The sequence below is a fragment of the Pseudomonas sp. MAG733B genome (genome assembly GCF_036884845.1).
Classification (GTDB): domain Bacteria; phylum Pseudomonadota; class Gammaproteobacteria; order Pseudomonadales; family Pseudomonadaceae; genus Aquipseudomonas.
Window position 1 is genome coordinate 5,329,635 of sequence record NZ_CP145732.1, and the last position, 20,257, is coordinate 5,349,891.

Consider the following 20,257-nt stretch of genomic DNA (forward strand, 5'->3'; position numbering starts at 1 on the left):
TGGCCTTGATGCGACGCACTGGGACGCGGTTTTTCGTTGGTGATTTGTAACAGCATTTGGGAAGCGTCTGACATCAATTCATCGGCAGCCTTGATAGCGTTGCACTGAACCGGACTTCAGGGCGATTGCGTGTAATCAGGTCAAGGAAGACTTTTTTGCACAGGCTGGAACTACGCCTTGGAGTCAGTGCCACGTTGCAGGACAAGGAGTCATGAATGTTCAATACGCGCCCCGATACCCGTTTCACCCTCACCATCACTGACTATGAACACGACTTTCAGGTCCTGGCGTTCACAGGCAACGAGTACATCAGTGAACCCTACGCCTTCGAGATCGAACTGGTTAGCGAACGGCCCGATCTGGACCTGGAAAACCTGCTGCATAAACAGGCTTTCCTGGCCTTCAACGAGCATGGCAATGGAAATGGCATTCACGGCCAAGTCAATCGCGTCGCCCGTGGCGATGGCGGCAAACGCCTGACTCGTTACAGCCTGACGCTGGTACCTCAGCTGACCAATCTGGCGCACCGAACCAACCAGCGCATTTTTCAACAACTGACCGTCCCGCAGATCATTGCGCAAGTACTGGAGGATCACGGCCTGCACCGTGAGTTTCACGTGTTTCATCTGGTCTCGGCATATCCTCCTCGCGAGTACTGCGTGCAATACCGGGAGTCGGATTTGCACTTCATCCAGCGCCTCTGCGAAGAGGAAGGCCTGCATTATCACTTCTGTCATAGCCGTGAAAAGCATCTGCTGGTATTTGGCGACAGTCAGGCAGTATTCCCCCGGATTGAAGGCATGACGCCGTATCGACAAGACAGCGGCATGGTTGCCGAAGAGCCGGTCATCAAACAATTCAAGCTGCAAATGGTCGCCCGAACCAGTCGCACCACACACCGCGATTACGACTTTAAAAAAGCCAGCAGATTGCTGGAATCCGAGTACCGAGCCGAGCCCGGCTATGCTGAGCCGAATCTTGAAGATTATGTTTACCCGGGCCGTTTCACCCAGGGCGGGCGCGGCAAACTGCTGAGTCAACGAGCCTTGGAGCGCCACCGCGCCGATCACCGTCTGGCCGAGGGAGAAAGCGATCAACCGGCCCTGGTTGCCGGTTATTTTCTGCAGCTATCCGACCATCCGATCAGCGAATTGAATGATCTGTGGCTACTGACAAGCATCAGCCACGAAGGCCGACAACCCGGCGTACTCGAAGAAAACGCTGACCACGATACAACCGGCCGGGCAAATGACTTTGTTCAGGGTTATCGCAACCGCTTTCTCGCCACGCCCTGGGACGTTTTTTACCGCCCGCCCCTGCGCCACGAAAAACCGCGAATGCTCGGCAGTCAGTCCGCCACGGTCACCGGTCCCAAAGGCGAGGAGATTTATTGCGACCAATACGGTCGGGTCAAGGTGCAGTTTCACTGGGATCGCCAAGGCCGGCATGACGATAAAAGCAGTTGCTGGTTGCGGGTGGCCTCCAGTTCAGCCGGCAATGCTCATGGCAGCGTCACCCTGCCAAGAGTGGGTATGGAAGTGCTCGTCAGTTTTCTGGAGGGTGACCCCGACCATCCCGTGATCAGCGGCTGCCTGATCAACAGCATCAACCCGCCGGCCTACGAACTGCCGGAACACAAGACCCGCAGTGTATTTCGATCCCGCAGTTCGCCGAACAGCACAGGCTTCAACGAACTGCATCTGGAGGATCGCGTCGGCCGGGAGTTGATCTACCTGCGCGCCCAACGCGACATGGAACAGAAGATCGAAAACGACAGCCGCCTCGAAGTGGGCAATGAGCGTCGGGAAACGGTCAAGGGCAACAGCGTTACGGTGCTGGAGGCTGAAGAGCACCGCACCGTCAGAGGAGATCGCAAAGTACACATCGCCAGCAACAGCCACACCCGCGTCGATCAATCGCTGGTCATCGATGCGGGTGAACAGGTTTGCATCAGGGCGGGTCAGCATCTGGTTCTTGAGGCGGGCACCAGCATCAGTTTGCGGATCGGAGGCCAGCACATCGTGATGGGCCTTGGCGGTATTTTCAGCAGCAGCGATATACAGATCGGTGGTGCTCCGGTGCCGGGCTCAGCCATATCGGCACCCGGACTGGTTGACGCGCTGTCAGCGCCACCGCAACTGCCTCCCCTGTTAGCACCCAGCCAAAGCGCATTGATGACGGCCAGCAAGATGATGGCTTCGGACTTTTGCCCGATTTGTGAAGCCTGTCGCGAAGGTATCTGCCTGCCCAATGGAGCCGTCGCATGACTGACTCGTTTCCCCGCCGCTGGATGGCTGACCAGCAACGTTCTGGTCATTCGTTGTGTTTGATACTGGACTCGGAAAATGAACGCGACACTCGCCAGTTGCTATTGAGCTCCAGCCAATTCGAGCAATACGTGAGTGTCTACGAGGGCACTGACATCGCTGATCTGGCGGATGCCGGACCGTTCATCTTCACCCTCGACCAGCCCGGCGACGGTCGCATCGATCAACTGTTCAAGCATCCGCAGCGCGACTGGGGGTGGCTGGTCAGCCTGCAAAAAGGTGACCTGCCCAAACTGATCAAACACTGGCATGAACGGTTGCTCATTGGTACACGCCCGCACCAGGCGCTGTATCGCTTTCACGACAATCGGGTGTTGGCCCGAGCCCTCGAACAATTATCCGCCGAGACTTGTCCGGCCTACCTCGGGCCGGCGGTCAGTGTCTGCTACTGGGATGGCGCAGACTGGAAAACTGCCAACAACCCTGCCCCCGGCAGTTATCCCGTGCCCTGCGAACCCCTGTGGTTGCATACACCGGCTCACCCTTCACAGGCGAACGAAATTCTGCGGATCAATGCCCATCGCTACCTGCTGGCCGAGCATGTAAAAGCCTACGCCGACCTCGCCGAACGGCACGACCCCGACGTCTGGCTGCGCGATCGGCTGTCGCAAGCGGATGCATGGGGCTGGCATGAGCCACAGCAATTGGAGTTTCTGCTGGTCCAGAGTCTGCAGGCACCGGCCTACACCCTCGCAGCGCATTGGCAGGTGCGTGCCGGGGAAACGCCGGCTGAACATTTTGAGCGGGTGTACGCACTACGGGGGGTGATGCCGTGATGAACGGTGTTTGGCAAGCCGCGAGCCTGGGTGGCTGCATCGTGTTGGTCGTCGGCTGCGCCAGCCAGCCGAATACCTTCACTTTCACGGCGGACTTGCCGCCTGGTTTCGCGTATCAGGCCATTGCCGTATATGTGCCAGCCAAAGGTGAAACCTGCACGGTACCCGGCGGGAGGAACACTGAGGTTGGGTATAACTTGAAATGGCGTGAGTCCTACGTATCTACAGCCGAAATTGCCTTGTACAGAACTGTCAGCGGCTGCCCTTTGGTAATCAGGCGCATTGAGTTGGAAATCAATGCCTCCTACGGCAAAACCCGGGGAGATTTTGGCGGCGACAGCGCCAACGTCGCCGTTCGGTATGAGTTGGAGGAGCAGTACCAGCGCACTTTCAGCGACTCGGGTGAAAGTATGTTTTTCGGCGAGTGCCAATGGTGGTTCCGCACCGCGGGGGCCTCGCGGCGCATTGTCAAAATCCTCGACTGCAAAAAAACCAATGCGCAAGGCGAGCTGGGAAAGGGTCGTCCGTTCTCGGCGTACACCCTCGATCAACTGCCGGGCAAGGTCGTGAAAATGAAGATCACGCTGGCTAAAGAGGAACGGCCCGCCATTGGCGATACCTGGGTCAAGGTGCCTGACGGCTGGAAGCGATGCATGGGCGACAACTTCGAAGACCAGTACGCGTTTTGCTACGGCAATTACAAAGACTTCAGCGGCTTTCGAATGCCCGATGGACGCCAATGCACCATTTACCCAGGCTGCATGGAATAAAAGGAGATTTGTACATGACGTCAATGGATAAAGAGTTGTCATCAGGTTTGGGCAGCAGAGTGCAGTCATGCCCACTTCGAGTGGAACTCCGACGATACCATCCGAGTACAACCTGCAATTTAGGAAGCGTCTGACATCAATTCATTGACGCTCTTGTTAGCGTTGCACGGAAACCGACTCCGACACGTCGTGTTGTGATCTGGCCATGGAAGGTCTTTCACATCCGGGTCCCGGAGCCTGTGCCACGTCACCGGACAAGGAACAAGGGATGTTCGACGCTAACCCACACTTGCGATTCACCTCTGCCTTGCGCACGACAATCCTGAGTGGTTGTTTCGCGCTGACCGCCGGCTGCGCTAGCCAACCGAATACCTTCACTTTCACGGCGGACTTGCCGCCTGGTTTCGCTTACGTCGCAACGGTCTACTACGTGCCCGCCAAGGGTGAAACCTGCACCGTTAAAAACCGCGACAACATAGCGCCCACGTTCAATCGCGAATGGCGAACGCAATACCAGCCGGATGCCGAAATCACCATCCGCCGCACGCGCAATGGCTGTCCCTTGGTGATCCGGCGCATTGAGCTGGATATCAATGCGAGCTATGGCAAAACCCGCAGAGAGTTTAGCGCGGACAGCGCCAATGTTGCCTTTCGGGATGAGTTGGAGGAGCAGTACCAGCGCACTTTCAGCGACTCGGGTGAAAGTACATTTTTTGGCGAGTGCCAATGGTGGTTTCGCACCTCGGGCAAGCCCCGCATCCTCAGAAAAATCCTCGACTGCAAAAAAACCAATGAGCAAGGCGAGCTGGGAAAGGGTCGTCCGTTCTCGGCGTACACCCTCGATCAACTGCCGGGCAAGGTCGTGAAAATGAAGATTACGTTGGCCAAGGAAGAACGGCCTGGCTGGGGAGACACCTGGGTCAAAGTGCCCGGGGGCTGGAAGCGCTGCATGGGCAAAGGTTTTGAGGACCAACGCGCTTATTGCAATGGCAATTACACGGATTTCAGCCACTTCAAGATGCCGGATGGCCGCGTCTGCACCATTTACCCCGGCTGCACGGAATAAGGAGATTTGGACATGACGTCAATGGATAAAGAGTTGTCATCCGGTTTGGGCAGCAGAGTGCTGTCATGCCCGGTACAAGGCAAGTGGAGCAGCTTTCAACTGGTCGACGAGTCTGGTTCTGGCGAACCCTATGCCGGACTGGTTTATACGGTGATCGATTCGGAGGGTCAGAAGTACAGCGGCTATCTCGATATCACGGGCACGGGAACAGTCACCAACCATTTTGCAGGCCCGATTGCGCTGGTTTTCCATGAAACGTACGAAGGTACAGAACAGCTGTATAAAGACTTACAGACAAGACCCCACTACCCCCTGAAAATCACCGAACTCCAGGTACGCGCCGAGCGGACCCGCTATCTGAACCCAGACGCAACCCGCACCATGGAAAACCCCGCCCAACCCTGCGCCGATGAGTTCCTCCAGGTGGAAGTGCGTCATCTGGTCGAGCATGTTTCGCATTTACCTCCAGAGCTCAGTCGCCCGGATGGCCTGGGACGGACAAAAATCATGGGCGAGCACGGCAAGCTCGGTCTTGCCCTGCTACCGCAACAGCACACCGTGCTGGAAGTGCGGCCGCTGCGGGCCTTGCGCCCGATGCTGTCGACCGGCCCCGAGTTCTGCGCGCTGAACCTCTACCAACTCGCTTTGATGGCCACCTTGAGTTACTGCCCTTTTGGTCAAGAGCCTAAAGAAACACCCGTAAGAGAAAGCACCGTGAGCTTTCCGCTGCAACCGAGCGTGGGGAATTGGTTTGGTGAAGCCTTGGCCACGTTCGATGAAGTGTGGCGGATCGAGTCGAAGCAAGCCAAACCTTACTACCCGCTGTATGAAGATGTGCCGTATTCAAAGCGTCTGGAAATAGTGCCGTTCGACCCGGCTCTCTATGACGTCAACAATCCCGAGCTGGAAGATGATCAGGAGCACCCGGCCAAGGTCCATTTCCTCAACGATGTTGACAAAAAAGGAGCCACTGACACCCAGGCTTTCATCACCCACAACGACGAACTGATCCTGATTGCCGTGAAGGGCACTTTAGAACTAGCCGATGGCCTGCGCGATGCCGATGCATACCAAGTTCCTTTTGAGGGCACCGATAGCAAGGTGCACCGTGGTTTTTATGAAGCCGCACAAAAAGCTAATGAGTTTGTCGTGAACTACCTCGATAAATTTTATGCTGGTCAAAAACTGCTGATTTGCGGCCACAGCCTGGGTGGCGCGATAACGTTACTGCTATCTGAAATGCTGCGGCGCGATCCCGAGGGTTACACCCTCCAGCTCTACACCTACGGCGCCCCCCGCGCCGGTGACGCCAACTTCGTCAAAAGCGCTGAACCGCTGGTGCATCACCGCATGGTCAACCACAACGACCCGGTGCCCAGCGTGCCCGGCACCTGGATGAACACCAAGGCCGATGTGTTCGGCGCCGGGGCTGCGCTGGCGTTCACCAACGTTCCGCTCGGCGTATCGGTATTCGTTGCGGGTATCACCAACTTGAGCGGCGAGCCTTATGAACACCACGGCACCTTGCGCCACTTCATGCCCGTGCAGTTTAACGGTAGGGAAATGTCCTCGATCCTCTGGGAACCAGGTTGTGACGTCATAAACCAGCATGCCGCGTGTACCTTGGCGCTGCAGCAACATAACGGCCTGCCGAACCGTCCATCATTGCTGGCGCAGATATTCCAGGTCGGGAACCACTTCATGATGGGCGCCTACATCCCGGCGTGCTGGGCCGTGCTACGCCGTTGGCAAGAAGCATCGGAGTCTAACCGTTCGCTGGTCACCCCCCGAGAGTTTGAGTTCGTAGAAGGATCACTGGTCGTCGTCACGGAAAATCTGCGCGACAAGCGACGTGATTTGCTGGCCAGGCCGGATGCTTACGTGCGAAGCCAGGAAAACTTCATCACAGCCCTCGAGCAGGAAATCGACAAGATCAAAACCACCCGCACGCGACTGGCGAACCTGCGCTATCAGTACATCAAGCAGGAAGATGTCTATGGCGCGCTGTGCGCTCAACCCGAACAACTGGCCCAGAGCCTGACACGCTGGCAGGCACACCCGCAAAACCAGGCCGCCGAGCAACTGGCCATGGCTCCCAGACCAAGACACATCGATAGCTTGATGGCGGCGAAAACCTTCGATATCGATTCGATTATCTAACCTCCCGCACACTCAATATTGATTGCGCCCGATCTGACGCCATCGCCAGCAGGCTGGCTCCCACAGGGGTTGGTGGTGATCACAAATCATGTGTGCACCACAGACCATTGTGGGAGCCAGCCTGCTGGAGATGAGGCCAGCTCGGACGCTAGAGCATCAAAGCCCCTCCAGCTCCGCCATCAAATCATTCAACCGATCCACCTTCTCCTCGGTGATCTCGCTGGCCGCCAACCCATCGATGTACCCGGCCAGTTCTTCCACCGTGCTGCATTCGAACATCGCCCGTAGCGGCACATCCCGTTGCAGGGTTTTCTGTACCCGCGAAGCGATCTGCGTGGCCAGCAGCGAATGCCCGCCCAGTTCGAAGAAGTTGTCGCGCACACCGACCTTCTCCACCTTCAGCACCTCGGCCCAGATCGCGGCCAGGATTTGCTCCAGCTCATTGCGCGGCGCTTCGTAGTCCTGGCTCTGCAACTGGCCGATCTCCAGCGCCGGCAGGGACTTGCGGTCCAGTTTGCCGTTGGCGTTGAGCGGCATCTTGTCCAGCCACAACCAATGCAGCGGCACCATGTACTCCGGTAGTTCGGCGCGCAGGCGTTGTTTGATGCGTTCCAGGCGTTCGGCTGGATTGAGCGCTGAATCCGCAGCCACCAGATAGCCGACCAAGTGTTTACCGTTCGCACCTTCCTGCACGCCGACCGCCGCGTCGCGGACTTCCGGTTGTTCATGCAGGCGTGCTTCGATTTCCCCCAGTTCGATGCGGTAGCCGCGAATCTTCACTTGATGGTCGATACGCCCGACGTACTCCAGCACGCCGTCACTGCGACGGCGGGCCAGGTCGCCGGTGCGATACAGGCGATCGCCCGGCGCGCCAAACGGGTTCGGCACAAACACCTGGGCGGTGCGCAACGGATCGCTGACGTAACCGCGCCCGACCCCGGTGCCGGCGACGCACAACTCGCCCACTGCGCCCAGCGGCACCAGTTCCAGTGCGCCGTCGAGCAGGTACAAACGGTTGTTGTCGGTCGGCGTACCGATCGGCAAGTAGCTGCCGCGAGTCGAGGCCAAGTCGACGCGGAAGAACGCCACGTCATCCGAGCATTCCGCCGGACCGTAGGCATTCACCAAGCCGATGTCCGGATAACGCAGCAGCCATTGATGCGCCAGTTCCGGCGGCATCGCCTCACCGGTCGGCAGCATCCAGCGCAAACCATCGAGGCTCATGCGCTCCTGGGCGAGCATGCCCTGGATCAGCGACGGCACGCTTTCCAGCACGGTGATGCCCTGAACCGAAACATGTGCCAGCAAACCTTGCGGATCGTGAGCGACGGTGTTCGGCACGATGTCGACCCGCGCGCCGAACAGCGGTGCGGCGAGGAACTGCCAGACCGAGATGTCGAAGCTTTGCGAAGCGGTCTGCGCGATCACGTCGGACTCGCTCAGGTTCAGGTACGGCACCTTGCTCAATTGGTTGTTGAGCATGCCGCGCTGTTCGACCATCACGCCCTTCGGCAAACCGGTGGAGCCGGAGGTGTAGATCACGTAGGCGAGGTTATCCGGGCCGCTGTAGATACCCGGATTGGCCACCGAAACATCGCTCGCCTGCACGTCTTCCCAGACCAACAGCTTAGGCCGATTGACGCAACCGAACTCTTCCAGCAACGCGACGGCTTGTTCATGACACGCCTCGGTGCAGACCAGCAACGGCGTACGGCTCAGGTCGATAATCCGGCTCAGGCGCTGAGTCGGCAGGCCCGGATCCAGCGGCAGATAACCTGCCCCGGCCTTGAAGCTGCCGATGATCATGCCGAGCAAATCGAGGTTGCGTTCAGCCAGCAACGCCACCGGCTGATCGCGCCCGACCCCGGCAGCGACCAAGGCGTGACCGAGTCGGTTACTGCGCTGATTCAGCTCGGAAAAGCTGTGCTGCTGATCGAGACAACTGGCAGCGATCCGCTGCGGATGCGCAGCGACCTGCGCTTCAAACAAGGCCACATAGCTCTGCTCAAGCGGATATTCGTGTGCGCTCTGGTTGCAACCGTGGATCAGGAAGTCCTGTTCCTCGGCGCCGAGCAACGGCAGGTCAGCCATGTCACCGTGGAACCCTTCGACCAACGCCAGCAGTAGTCGTTTGAACTCACCGAGCATGCGCTCGACGGTGTTTTCGTCGAAGTAACGCTGGTCGTACGACAGGTGCAAGCCCAGGTCATCGCCCGGATAGCACACCGCCGTCAGCGGGAAGTTGGTGTGGGTGCGGCCCGAATCGGAGGTTGCGTTGAGACTCTGCGCACGGTCCAGCACCGAGGTTTCCACCGGGGCGTTTTCGAACACGAACAGGCTGTCGAACAGCGGCTGGCCCTTCGGCAATTCGCTCTGCTCCTGGATGTTCACCAGCGGCAGGTATTCGTACTCGCGCAGTTGCATGTTGTTGTCGAGCAAGCCGCTGAGCCACTGGCGCACGCTGCAACGCTGATCGTCCTCAGGCATTTTCACCCGCAGTGCGATGCTGTTGATGAACAGGCCGACGGTGCGTTGCATCTCCGGCATTTCCACCGGGCGCCCCGCCACCGTGACGCCGAACAACACGTCACGATCACCGCTCAAGCGGCGCAGCACCAAGGCCCACGCCGCTTGGGCGAAGGTGTTGATAGTCAGCTGATGGGCCTGCGCCAGTTCACGCAGTTGTGCACCGTCACGGGCGTCAAGTCGGGTGTAGCGGTCGCCGACGATCATGCCGCCGCTGTCGCCGGCGTGCTCACGCAGGAACGGCCGGTCGCTCGGGATCGGCGTGGTCCGTTCGAAGCCTTGCAGGTTGGTTTTCCACCACTGCCGCGCTTCGGCCAGGCTCTGGCGTTGCAGCCAGCCGATGTAGTCGCGATAACGCGGCGGCACGGCCAGTTGCGCGTCACGGCCTTCGCCGAGGGCGCTGTAGATTTCGAAGAAATCGTTCATCAGCAGCGAACGGCACCAGGCATCGATGAGGATGTGGTGGTTGCTCATCATGAACCAGTAGCGCGCCGCACCCACGCGGATCAATCGCAGGTGAAACGGTGCCTGGTTGAGCAGATCGAACCCGGCCTCGCGCTCGGTCTTGAGCAAGGTTTGCAGCTTAGGTTCCTGCTCGGCTTCGGCGATATCGCTCCAGTCGAGGTACTCGATCGGCGTGCTGCCCGGCTTGTGGATAACTTGCAGCATGTCTTCGCCGACGTTCCAGCAGAACGATGCACGCAAGGCTTCGTGGCGGGCGATCACCGCTTGCCAGGCCTGGGCGAAACGCTGCGGATCGAGTTCGCTGTTGATGCGGTAGCGATCCTGCATGTAATACAGACCGGTGCCCGGTTCCAGCAAGGTGTGCAGCAGCATGCCTTCCTGCATCGGCGTCAGCGGGTAGACGTCTTCGATCGCGGCAGCCGGAATTGGCAGCGCATCCAGTTGCGTCTGGTTGAGCCTGGCCAGCGGGAAGTCCGACGGCGTCAGGCCACCGGCATCGTCGCGCAGACAATGTTCGATCAGGCTTTGCAGCTCGCCGAGGTAGGCGTCCGCAAGGTCCGTTATGGTCTGCGGATCGTGGCGTTGGGCGCTGAAGGTCCAGCGCAGGACCAGTTCACCGCCATAGACCTGACTGTCGACGCTCAACTCGTTGGGCAACGGCGCATTCAAATCGTGGGCCGCGCCGATGGCTTCATCCAGCGGATGGAACAACGCATCGGCACCAAAGCTCTGGTCGAACTGCCCCAGGTAGTTGAAAGTGATCGGCGCCACCGGCAACGCGGCCATGCTCTGGCGACTCAAGTCATCGGCGAGATATCGCAGCACGCCATAACCCAAACCTTTATGCGGCACGGCGCGCAGTTGTTCCTTGATCGCCTTGATCGACGCTCCCTGCCCGGCCGCTTCTTCAACGTTCGACGGGGTCAGGCGCAGCGGGTAAGCGCTGGTGAACCAGCCGACGGTGCGGGTCAGGTCGATCTCGTCGAACAGCGTTTCGCGCCCATGGCCTTCCAGTTGAATCAACGCCGAAGCGTGACCGCTCCAGCGGCACAGCACGCGGGCCAACGCGGTCAGCAGCAGATCGTTGACCTGCGTGCGGTAGGCGCTCGGCGCCTGTTGCAGCAATTGCCGGGTACGCTCGCTGTCGAGGCGCACGCTGACGGTTTGTGCATGACGATTCTGCCGACCACCTTCGGGACGATCATACGGCAGCTCGGCACTCGGCCCGGCCAATTGCGTCTGCCACCAGTTCAGCTCTTCACGCAGGGATTCGCTGCCGGCATACGCTTGCAAGCGTGCCGCCCAGTCTTTGAAGGCACTGGTTTTCGCCGGCAGTTTCACCGACTGCTGCGCGTCGAGTTGGCGATACACGGTTTGCAGATCGTCCAGCAGCACGCGCCAGGAAACGCCATCGACCACCAAGTGGTGAATCGCGATGAACAGCCGTTGCTGGGCCTCGGGACCATCGACCAGCAGCACGCGCATCAGCGGCCCCTCTTCGAGGTCGAGGCTGCGCTGGGCGTCGGCGAACAGGGCCGCGCATTTGTCCATCGACGTAACATGTACTTGCCACAACACCGGCGCATCGGAAATCGTCTGATGTTCGGCATGCCATTGGCCCGCCACGTTGCTGAAACGCAAACGCAAGGCGTCGTGCTGCTCAATCACCGCAAGCAAGGCTTGCTCCAGGCGATGGGGTTCCAGAGGCGAAGTCGGTTGCAGCAACAGCGCCTGGTTCCAGTGTTGTCGCTGTGGAATGTCGGTGTCGAAGAACCAGTGCTGGATCGGCGTCAGGCGCGACTCACCGCTGATCAAGCCTTGCTCGGCGGTGACCTGCTCGGTGCGGGTCGCCACGGCGGCGAGGGTCTGCACGGTCTGGTGCTGGAACAGGTCGCGTGGACTGAAGTGAATGCCCTGCTGCCGCGCACGGCTGACCACCTGGATCGACAGGATCGAGTCGCCGCCCAGTTCGAAGAAGTTGTCGTTGAGGCCGACCTGTTCGACGTTCAGCACTTCGCACCAGATCTGTGCCAGGGTGACTTCGAGCTCGTTGCTCGGCGCCACGTACTGCTGACGATTCAGCTCAAGGTCCGGCGCCGGCAGTGCGCGACGGTCGAGTTTGCCGTTGGCGGTCAGCGGCATGCTGGCGAGCAGAATCAGGTGCGTGGGCACCATGTAATCCGGCAGCTGCGACTTGAGATGCGCCTTGAGTGCTTCGCGCAGTTCAGCCTGTTGCGCTTCGCCAAACTCCGCGACTTCGGTGACCAGATAGCCAACCAGTTGCTTGCCGCTCGGTGCATCGAGCGCCAACACCACGGCTTCACGCACCGACTCGTGTTCCAGCAGACGGGTTTCGATTTCACCGAGTTCGATGCGGAAACCGCGAATCTTCACTTGATGGTCAATCCGCCCCAGGTATTCCACCAGACCATCGGCGCGCTGCCGCACCAGGTCGCCAGTGCGATAAATACGCCCGCCATTGTCGGCGAACGGATCCGCCACAAAGCGTTCGGCGGTCATGCCTGGACGCTGGTGATAACCCTGCGCCAGACCCGCGCCACCGACGTACAACTCACCGGTCGCGCCTTGCGGCACCAACGCCAGATCGGCGTCGAGAATGTACGCCACGCGGTCGCCGATCACGTTGCCGATCGGCACGCTGCCCAGGCCTTCGTCCAACACCTCAGGCGCGAGACTGGCCAGCGGCATGACCACGGTTTCCGTCGGGCCGTAGGCGTTGAAGAACGCGCTCGGTTTGAACGCTGCACGAATGCGCGACAAGTGTTCGCCAGTCAGCGCTTCGCCGCCGGTGATGATCATGCGCACCGGCAGAATTTCATTGCGGGTCGCCAGCCATTGCGCCAACTGGCTGCCGTAGCTTGGAGTGAAACCGAGGACGTTGATGTGATGGGTGCGGATCAGCCCGCAGATTTCTTCGGCATCCCATTGGCCCTGCGCCCGCAAAACCACTTGCGCGCCGCTCAACAACGGCACCAACAGACGCTCGGTAGCGGCGTCGAAGTTGATCGAATAGAAGTGCAGTTCGCAATCGTCCGGGCGCATGCCAAAGCGCTCGATCACAGCGCGGCAGTGCATGGCGATTTCGCCGTGGGAAACCACCACGCCTTTCGGCTTGCCGGTGGAACCCGAGGTGTAGATCAGGTACGCCTGATGTTGCGGCAGACTGATAAATGGCAGCTCGGTGGCCGGGTAATTGGCGAGCGCGGCCGCGTCTTCTTCCACGCACCAGCGGCCAACCGTCGACGGCAATTCGCCGAGAGCCTTGAACATCGCCGCGTCACTGAGCAGCAAGCCGACGCCGCTATCTTCGATCATGTAGTGCAGGCGATCGAGCGGGTATTCCGGGTCGAGCGGCACGTAGGCGCCACCGGCCTTAAGGATCGCCAGCAGGCCGACGACCATTTCCAGCGAACGCTCAAGCGCCAGGCCCACGCGCACCTGCGGCCCGACACCGCGCTCGCGCAGCATCCACGCGAGGCGATTGGCGCGGCTGTCGAGTTCGGCATAGCTCAGGGTTTGCCCGGCATACGTCAGCGCCGGCGCATCGGCACGCGCCAGTGCCTGTTCGCTGAACAGGTGATGGATGCACTGGTCGAGGCGATGTTCACCCGGCTCCACGCCAAGGCTTTCGAGCAGTTGCTGCTGTTCGCCCGCGTCCAGCAACGGCAGTTCACTGAGGCGCTGTTGCGGATCGGCAATCAACGCTTCCAGCGTGTTGCGCCAATGCGCGGCCATGCGCGCAATGCGCGGCTCGTCAAACAGATCGGTGCTGTAAGTCAGGCAGCAACCCAGGCGATGATCGAGGTCGGTGACTTCCAGGTTGAGGTCGAACTTGGTCGCGCGAGCATCGTTGGCCAGGTACTCGACCGTCATGCCGGCCAGGGTTCGGCTCTGCTGGAATTCCCAGCGCTGCACGTTGCACATCACCTGGAACAACGGGTTGTAAGCGGCGCTGCGCGGTGGCTGCAAGGCTTCCACCAGATGATCGAACGGCAGGTCCTGATGGGACTGGCCTTCGATCACCGTATGACGAACCTGCTCGAACAACTCGCCCACGGACATCTGCCCGTCGAGCTGGCAGCGCAACACTTGAGTATTGAGGAACGCACCGATCAGCCCTTCGCTTTCCGGACGGATGCGGTTGGCCACCGGCGCGCCGATGCGCAGGTCGGTCTGGCCGCTGTAGCGATACAACAACGTGGCCAGGGCGGCGGTCATGGTCATGAACAGGGTCAGACCGTTTTGCGCGTTGAAGACGCGGACCCGTGCCGCAAGATCGTCGCTCAGGTCGAAACGGAACAGTTCGCCTTGATGGCTTTGCACCGGCGGACGCGGACGGTCGGCGGGCAATTCCAGCAGCGGGTGTTCGCGGCCAAGTTGCGCGGTCCAGTAGTCGAGCTGGCGCTGACGTTCGCCAGACTCCAGCCACTGACGCTGCCAGACACTGTAATCGAGGTACTGCACCGGCAGCGGTTGCAACGGGGATTCGCGGTCATCGACGAACGCTTCGTACAGCGCACTCAACTCGCGGGCGAAAATGTCCATCGCCCAGCCTTCGGTGACGATGTGGTGCAAGGTCAGCACGAAGTAATGTTCCTGCTCGGCAGTCTTGACCAGGCAGGCGCGCAGCAGCGGCCCGGTTTCCAGATCGAACGGTTTGTGCGCTTCGTCGTCGGCCAGTTGCTGGACCTGCCATTCGCGACCATCGGCATCCAGCGCGGTGAAATCTTTCCAGTCCATGCGCACGCCCGTCTCGGCATGCACCTGCTGACGCGCTACGCCGTCGACGCTCGGGAACGTGGTGCGCAGGGTTTCGTGGCGCAGGATCAACGCTTGCAGCGCCGCTTCGAAACGCCCGACATCCAGCACCCCGCGCAGCCGCGCCATGCCGCCGACGTTGTAGGCCGGGCTGTCCGGCTCCATCTGCCAGAGGAACCACATACGCTGCTGGGAATGAGACAGCGGCACCGCTTGGCTGCGGTCGACTTTGTCGATTGGCGGCTGTTTGTTGGTACTGCCGCTGGCCTGGATCAGGCGCACCTGTTCGGCAAACGCGCCCAGTTCACTGTTCTCGAACAGCGCACGCAACGGCAACTCGACGTCGCAAGCCTGACGAGTACGGGAAATAATCTGCGTGGCCAGCAGCGAATGACCGCCGAGGCCGAAGAAGTCGTCGCGCAGGCCGACCTGCGCAAGGCCCAGCACTTCGCGCCAGATGCCGGCAATCTGTTGCTCCAGTTCGGTCACGGGCTCGACGTGTTCACGAACTTGCCACTGCGGTTCGGGCAAGGCGCGGCGGTCGAGTTTGCCGCTCGGGCTTAGGGGCATTTCGTCCAGGCGCATCAGTTGTGCCGGGACCATGTACTCCGGCAATTCCGCCGCCAATGCGTTTTTCAGTCGTGCGGTTTGCGCGTCGATGGATTCGGCGGAATCGGTCGTGGTGTAGTAAGCGATGAGTTGTCCGCCTGCCGAGGTTTCGCGCACCAACACCACGGCTTGGGCGACGCCTTCCTGGGCCAGCAGGCGCGCTTCGATTTCTTCCGGCTCGACGCGGAAGCCACGCAGCTTGACCTGCTGATCGAGGCGACCGAGGTATTCGATCACGCCATCGGCGCTCCAGCGTGCACGGTCACCGGTACGGTACAGACGCGCGCCCCGCTCGCCCAATGGATCGACGACAAAGCGCTCGGCGGTCAGGCCCGGGCGCCCCAGATAACCGCGCGCCAGGCCGATGCCGCTGATGCACAACTCACCCGGCACACCGGCCGGAACGGGATTGAGATCGCTGTCGAGTACACGGCAAATCACATTGCCCAATGGCCGGCCAATCGGCGAGCGCTCGCCATCGGCGCGGCTGCAGTGCCAATGGGTGACGTTGATCGCGGTTTCGGTCGGGCCGTAGCGGTTGTGCAGTTGCACCGCCGGCAGTTGCTCCAGCACGCGGTTGCGCAGTTCGGCGGGCAAGGCTTCGCCACCGGAGAACACGCGGCGCAGGCTGGTGCATTCAGCCGTCAGCGGTTCGTCGATGAACAACGCAAGCAGTGGCGGCACGAAGTGCAACGTGGTCACGCCGAATTGCTGGACCAGTTGCGCAATGCGGTGCGGATCACGGTGTTCGCCGGGGCCGGCAATCAGCAGTCGCGCGCCGGTGATCAGCGGCCAGAAGCATTCCCACACCGACACGTCGAAACTGATCGGCGCCTTTTGCATCAGCACATCAGTGCCGTTCAGGCGATAGGTGTTCTGCATCCATTGCAGGCGCTCGGCGAGTGCCGCGTGGGTGTTGCCGACACCCTTCGGTTGCCCGGTAGAGCCAGAGGTGTAAATCACATAGGCGAGATTGTCGTCGTGCAGGTGCAGGCCCGGCGCATGGCTCGGCCAGTTTTCCAGGTGCAAGGCGTCCATGGCGATCACGCAGACGCCGTCAGTCGCCGGCAAGCGTTCCAGCAACTGGGTTTGCGTCAGCAGCAAATCGACGCCGCTGTCATTGAGCATGTAGGCCAGACGTTCGGCCGGGTAATCCGGATCGAGTGGCACGTAGGCGCCGCCGGCCTTGATGATCGCCAGCAGACCGATCAGCAGTTGCGGCGAGCGCTCGCAGGCGATGGCCACGCAGACATCCGGACCGACGCCTTTGTCGCGCAGGTAATGGGCCAGGCGATTGGCCTGGGTGTGTAGTTCAGCGAAGTCCATTTGGCCGCCGTCCCACAGCAGCGCGGTGCGCTCCGGGGTCTGGCGTGCCTGTTCGTTGAGCAGTTCGGGCAGCCATTGGCTGGCTGGCATACAAGGTGCGACGGACCAGTCGGCTTGCTGATCGTGCTCAGCGCCGGTCAGCAGTTGCAGGTCGCCGATGGCGGATTGCGGTTGTGCACAAATGGCGCGCAACAGGTTACTGAAATGCTCGGACAAGCGTTCGATGGTCGCCGTATCGAACAACTCGCTGGCGTAGTCGAAGGACAGGCTCAGGCGACCGTTGCGATCTTCTTCGCTGTGCAATTGCAAGTCGAACTTGGCTTCGCGGCTGTGCCACGGCAGCTCTTCGGCCAGCAACCCCGGCAGGCGTTTCAACGCACTGAGGTCACGTTGCTGGTGGTTGAACATGACCTGGAACAAGCCCTGTTCACGGGCCTGCGGGAAGGCTTCGAGCAGTTGTTCGAACGGCAAGTCCTGATGCGCTTGCGCACCTAACGCCGCCTGACGGGTTTGCCCCAGCAGTTCAACGAACGGCAGCCGCGAATCCAGCTCCGCGCGCAGCACCTGGGTGTTGATGAAGAAGCCGATCAGGCCTTGGGTTTCCAGGCGCGGACGGTTGGCATTCGGCACGCCGATGCGGATGTCGCGCTGACCGCTGTAGCGGTGCAGCAAAGTCTGGAATGCCGCAAGCAGCAGCATGAAGGAAGTCGATTCATGGGCCTGGGCGGTCTGGCGAATCGCCTCGCTCAGGGTCGCCCCCAAGCGCACGGTGTGACGGGCGGCGCTGTGCAGTTGTTGAGCGGAGCGCGGATGGTCAGTGGCCAGGCTCAGGGTCGGATGCTCATCGCCCAACCGGTCTTTCCAGTAGGCCAGTTGACGCTCGCCCTCTCCTTGCGCCAGCCATTGACGCTGCCAACTGCCGTAGTCGGCGTATTGAGTCGACAATGGCGCGAGCGTCGCTTGCTGCCCTTGGGAAGCCGCCGCGTACAGCCGCGAAAACTCGTCGATCAGCACGTTCAGCGACCAGCCGTCGGCGATGATGTGGTGCATCGTCACCAGCAGCTGATGGTCTTCGTCGTCGAGGCGCACCAGCGTCACCCAGAACAGCGGGCCCTTCTCCAGATCGAACTGGGTGCGCGCCTCGTCCTCGCGGATTTGTTGCGCGCGGGCCTCACGCTCGGCGACCGGCAGATCGCTGATGTCGATCAGTTGCAGGTTGAACTCACTGGCCGCATCGACCTGTTGCAACGCCACGCCATCACGCTCGAAGAAGCGTGTGCGCAAAGATTCATGACGCTCGATCAATTGCTGGAAACTGGCGCGCAAGGCGTCTTCGTCCAGCTCGCCACGCAGGCGCAGGGCGCCGGGGATGTTGTAGGCGCTGCTTTGCGGGTCAAGTTGCCAGGTTATCCACAGACGGTTTTGTGCCAGGGATTGCGGCATCGGTTGATGACGCGACAGCGATGTGATCTCGCCCTGTGCCAAGCCACCGTCCTGTTGCTGACGGGCCACAACATCGGCGAATGCGCCGAGGGTCGGTGCTTCGAACAACAGGCGCAGGTTCAGCTCCAGGCCCAGTTCTTCGCGCAGACGTGCCACCACCTGCGTCGCCGCAATGGAGTTGCCGCCGAGCAGGAAGAAGTGATCGTCGGCGCCTATCTGCTTGACCTGTAACTGTTCACACCAGATCTGGCCGATCAGGCTTTGCAGCTCCGAAGCCGATTCGGTAATGCCCACGCTTTCGGTCGTGGCCGACGGGAACACGGCGTAGCTGTCGAGGCTGCCGTCCGCCAGGCGATTGCGGCACGCCGAGCGTTGCAGTTTGCCGCTTGAGGTCTTCGGCAGTGCGCCCGGATTGAGCAGCACCACCACGCTTGGTGCTTCCTGATACGCCTCGGCCACGGCTTGGCGAATGGTTTTGGTCAACGCTTCGGGCGGCAGGATTTTCTGCACGCTGCGGCTGATTTCCGCCGCGATGCCGATGCCTTCCTGACCGTCGACGGTAACGGCGAACGCGGCGACGCGCCCTTTGCGCACCACTTCCACTTCGCGCTCGACGGTTTGCTCGATGTCCTGTGGATAAAGGTTGTGACCGCGCACGATCAGCATGTCTTTCAGGCGACCGGTGATGAACAGTTCACCAGCACGCATGAAGCCCAGGTCACCGGTGCGCAACCAGGTACGACCGGCGTGCTGGACAAACGTCTTGGCGGACGCTTCGGGGTTGCGCCAGTAGCCGTGGGCGATGCTCGGCCCTGCGGCCCAGACTTCGCCGACGGCGTTGTCGGCCACTTCAGCGAGCGTCGCCGGGTCGACAATCAGCACGGCGTGATCCGGCTGACTGATGCCGCAACTCATGATCGCGCTGCCCTCGCCCGGCTCGGCGCGATTTTGCGTCAGGGCCTGATCGTCCACACGCAGGTTGCCGATGCCTTGACCTCGCGGTGTACCGGCGACGAACAGTGTGGCTTCGGCCAAACCATAAGAGGCCATGAAACTGTCTTCAGTGAAACCGCAGCTGGCGAACTTCTCGGCGAAACGCTCGAGGGTGTCGAGACGAATCGGCTCGGAGCCGGAGTACGCCACGCGCCAGCCGCTCAGGTCGAGGCGCGCCAGCGCTGATTCACTGACCCGCTCACTGCACAGACGATAGGCAAAGTCCGGCCCGCCGCTGATGGTGCCGCCGTATTCGCTGATCGCTTCGAGCCAACGCAACGGCCGGCCAAGGAAGTACGCCGGCGACATCAACACGCACGGCACGCCGCTGAAAATCGGTTGCAACAGCCCGCCGATCAGGCCCATGTCGTGGTACAGCGGCAGCCAACTGACGATCACGTCGTCAGGGTTCAGGTCGATGCCGAAACCATGACGGATCAGCAGTTCATTCGCCACCAGGTTGCCGTGGCTGACTTGCACGCCTTTGGGCAATGCCGTGGAACCGGAGGTGTATTGCAGGAAGGCGATGTGATCGTCTTGCAGATCCGCCGCGACCCAACGCTCGGCCATCGCGCTGTCGAGGTTGTCGACACACAGCAGCGGCGGCGCCCCTTCGATTTGCAGCAAGGCATCGCGCAGATCGGCGCTGGTCAGCAACAGACGCGGTTCGGCGTCACTGATGATCGACAGCAAACGCTCCTGGTGATGACGCTTGGTCGACTCCGGCGGATAGGCCGGCACCGCAATCACACCGGCATACAGGCAACCAAAGAACGCCGCGACGTAATCCGGGCCACTGGGAAACAACAGCACCGCGCGGTCGCCAAAATCAGCCTCGGCCTGCAATGCACCGGCAATCGTCCGCGCGCGCTGATCCAGTTCGCGATAACTGAGTACCACAGCCTGGTCCTGGGTTTCGGCGAGAAAACGCAAGGCCACCCGATCCGGCGTCAGGGCCGCGCGGCGCTGAAGGGCTTGGACCAGTGTGCTGGGGAGTTCGAACGCGTCGGTCATGAG

At 60.9% G+C, this 20,257-nt stretch carries 6 protein-coding genes; 5 read left to right on the forward strand and 1 reads right to left on the reverse strand.

Annotation, left to right across the window (positions count from 1 at the left end):
- Positions 1-215 precede the first annotated feature (215 nt).
- The 5 genes from V6Z53_RS24290 (at position 216) to V6Z53_RS24310 (ending at position 7,099) form a co-directional block, all read left to right on the forward strand.
- Entirely contained in the window at positions 216-2,267 is a 2,052-nt protein-coding gene (locus V6Z53_RS24290) for a type VI secretion system tip protein VgrG (protein ID WP_338582173.1), read from the forward strand.
- Positions 2,264-3,103 carry a DUF4123 domain-containing protein gene (locus tag V6Z53_RS24295; protein WP_338582174.1) on the forward strand — a complete coding sequence of 280 codons (840 nt, stop codon included), beginning with the start codon at positions 2,264-2,266 and terminating at the stop codon, positions 3,101-3,103. Before V6Z53_RS24290 ends, V6Z53_RS24295 begins: the two co-directional genes overlap by 4 nt.
- Positions 3,103-3,873: a hypothetical protein gene (locus tag V6Z53_RS24300; protein ID WP_338582175.1), complete on the forward strand. Its 771-nt coding sequence runs from the start codon at positions 3,103-3,105 to the stop codon at positions 3,871-3,873. The genes V6Z53_RS24295 and V6Z53_RS24300 overlap by 1 nt, the downstream gene beginning before the upstream one ends.
- A gap of 268 nt (positions 3,874-4,141) precedes the next feature.
- On the forward strand, positions 4,142-4,939 hold the full coding sequence (locus V6Z53_RS24305) for a hypothetical protein (RefSeq protein ID WP_338582176.1): 798 nt from the start codon (positions 4,142-4,144) through the stop codon (positions 4,937-4,939).
- A gap of 12 nt (positions 4,940-4,951) precedes the next feature.
- Entirely contained in the window at positions 4,952-7,099 is a 2,148-nt protein-coding gene (locus V6Z53_RS24310; protein WP_338582177.1) for a lipase family protein, read from the forward strand.
- A 156-nt stretch (positions 7,100-7,255) separates the two neighbouring features.
- Here the strand turns inward: V6Z53_RS24310 and V6Z53_RS24315 are convergent, their stop codons facing one another.
- The gene (locus V6Z53_RS24315; RefSeq protein ID WP_338582178.1) at positions 7,256-20,254 is read right to left on the reverse strand and encodes a non-ribosomal peptide synthetase; all 12,999 of its coding nucleotides are present in this window, start codon (positions 20,252-20,254) and stop codon (positions 7,256-7,258) included.
- Positions 20,255-20,257: the final 3 nt, after the last annotated feature.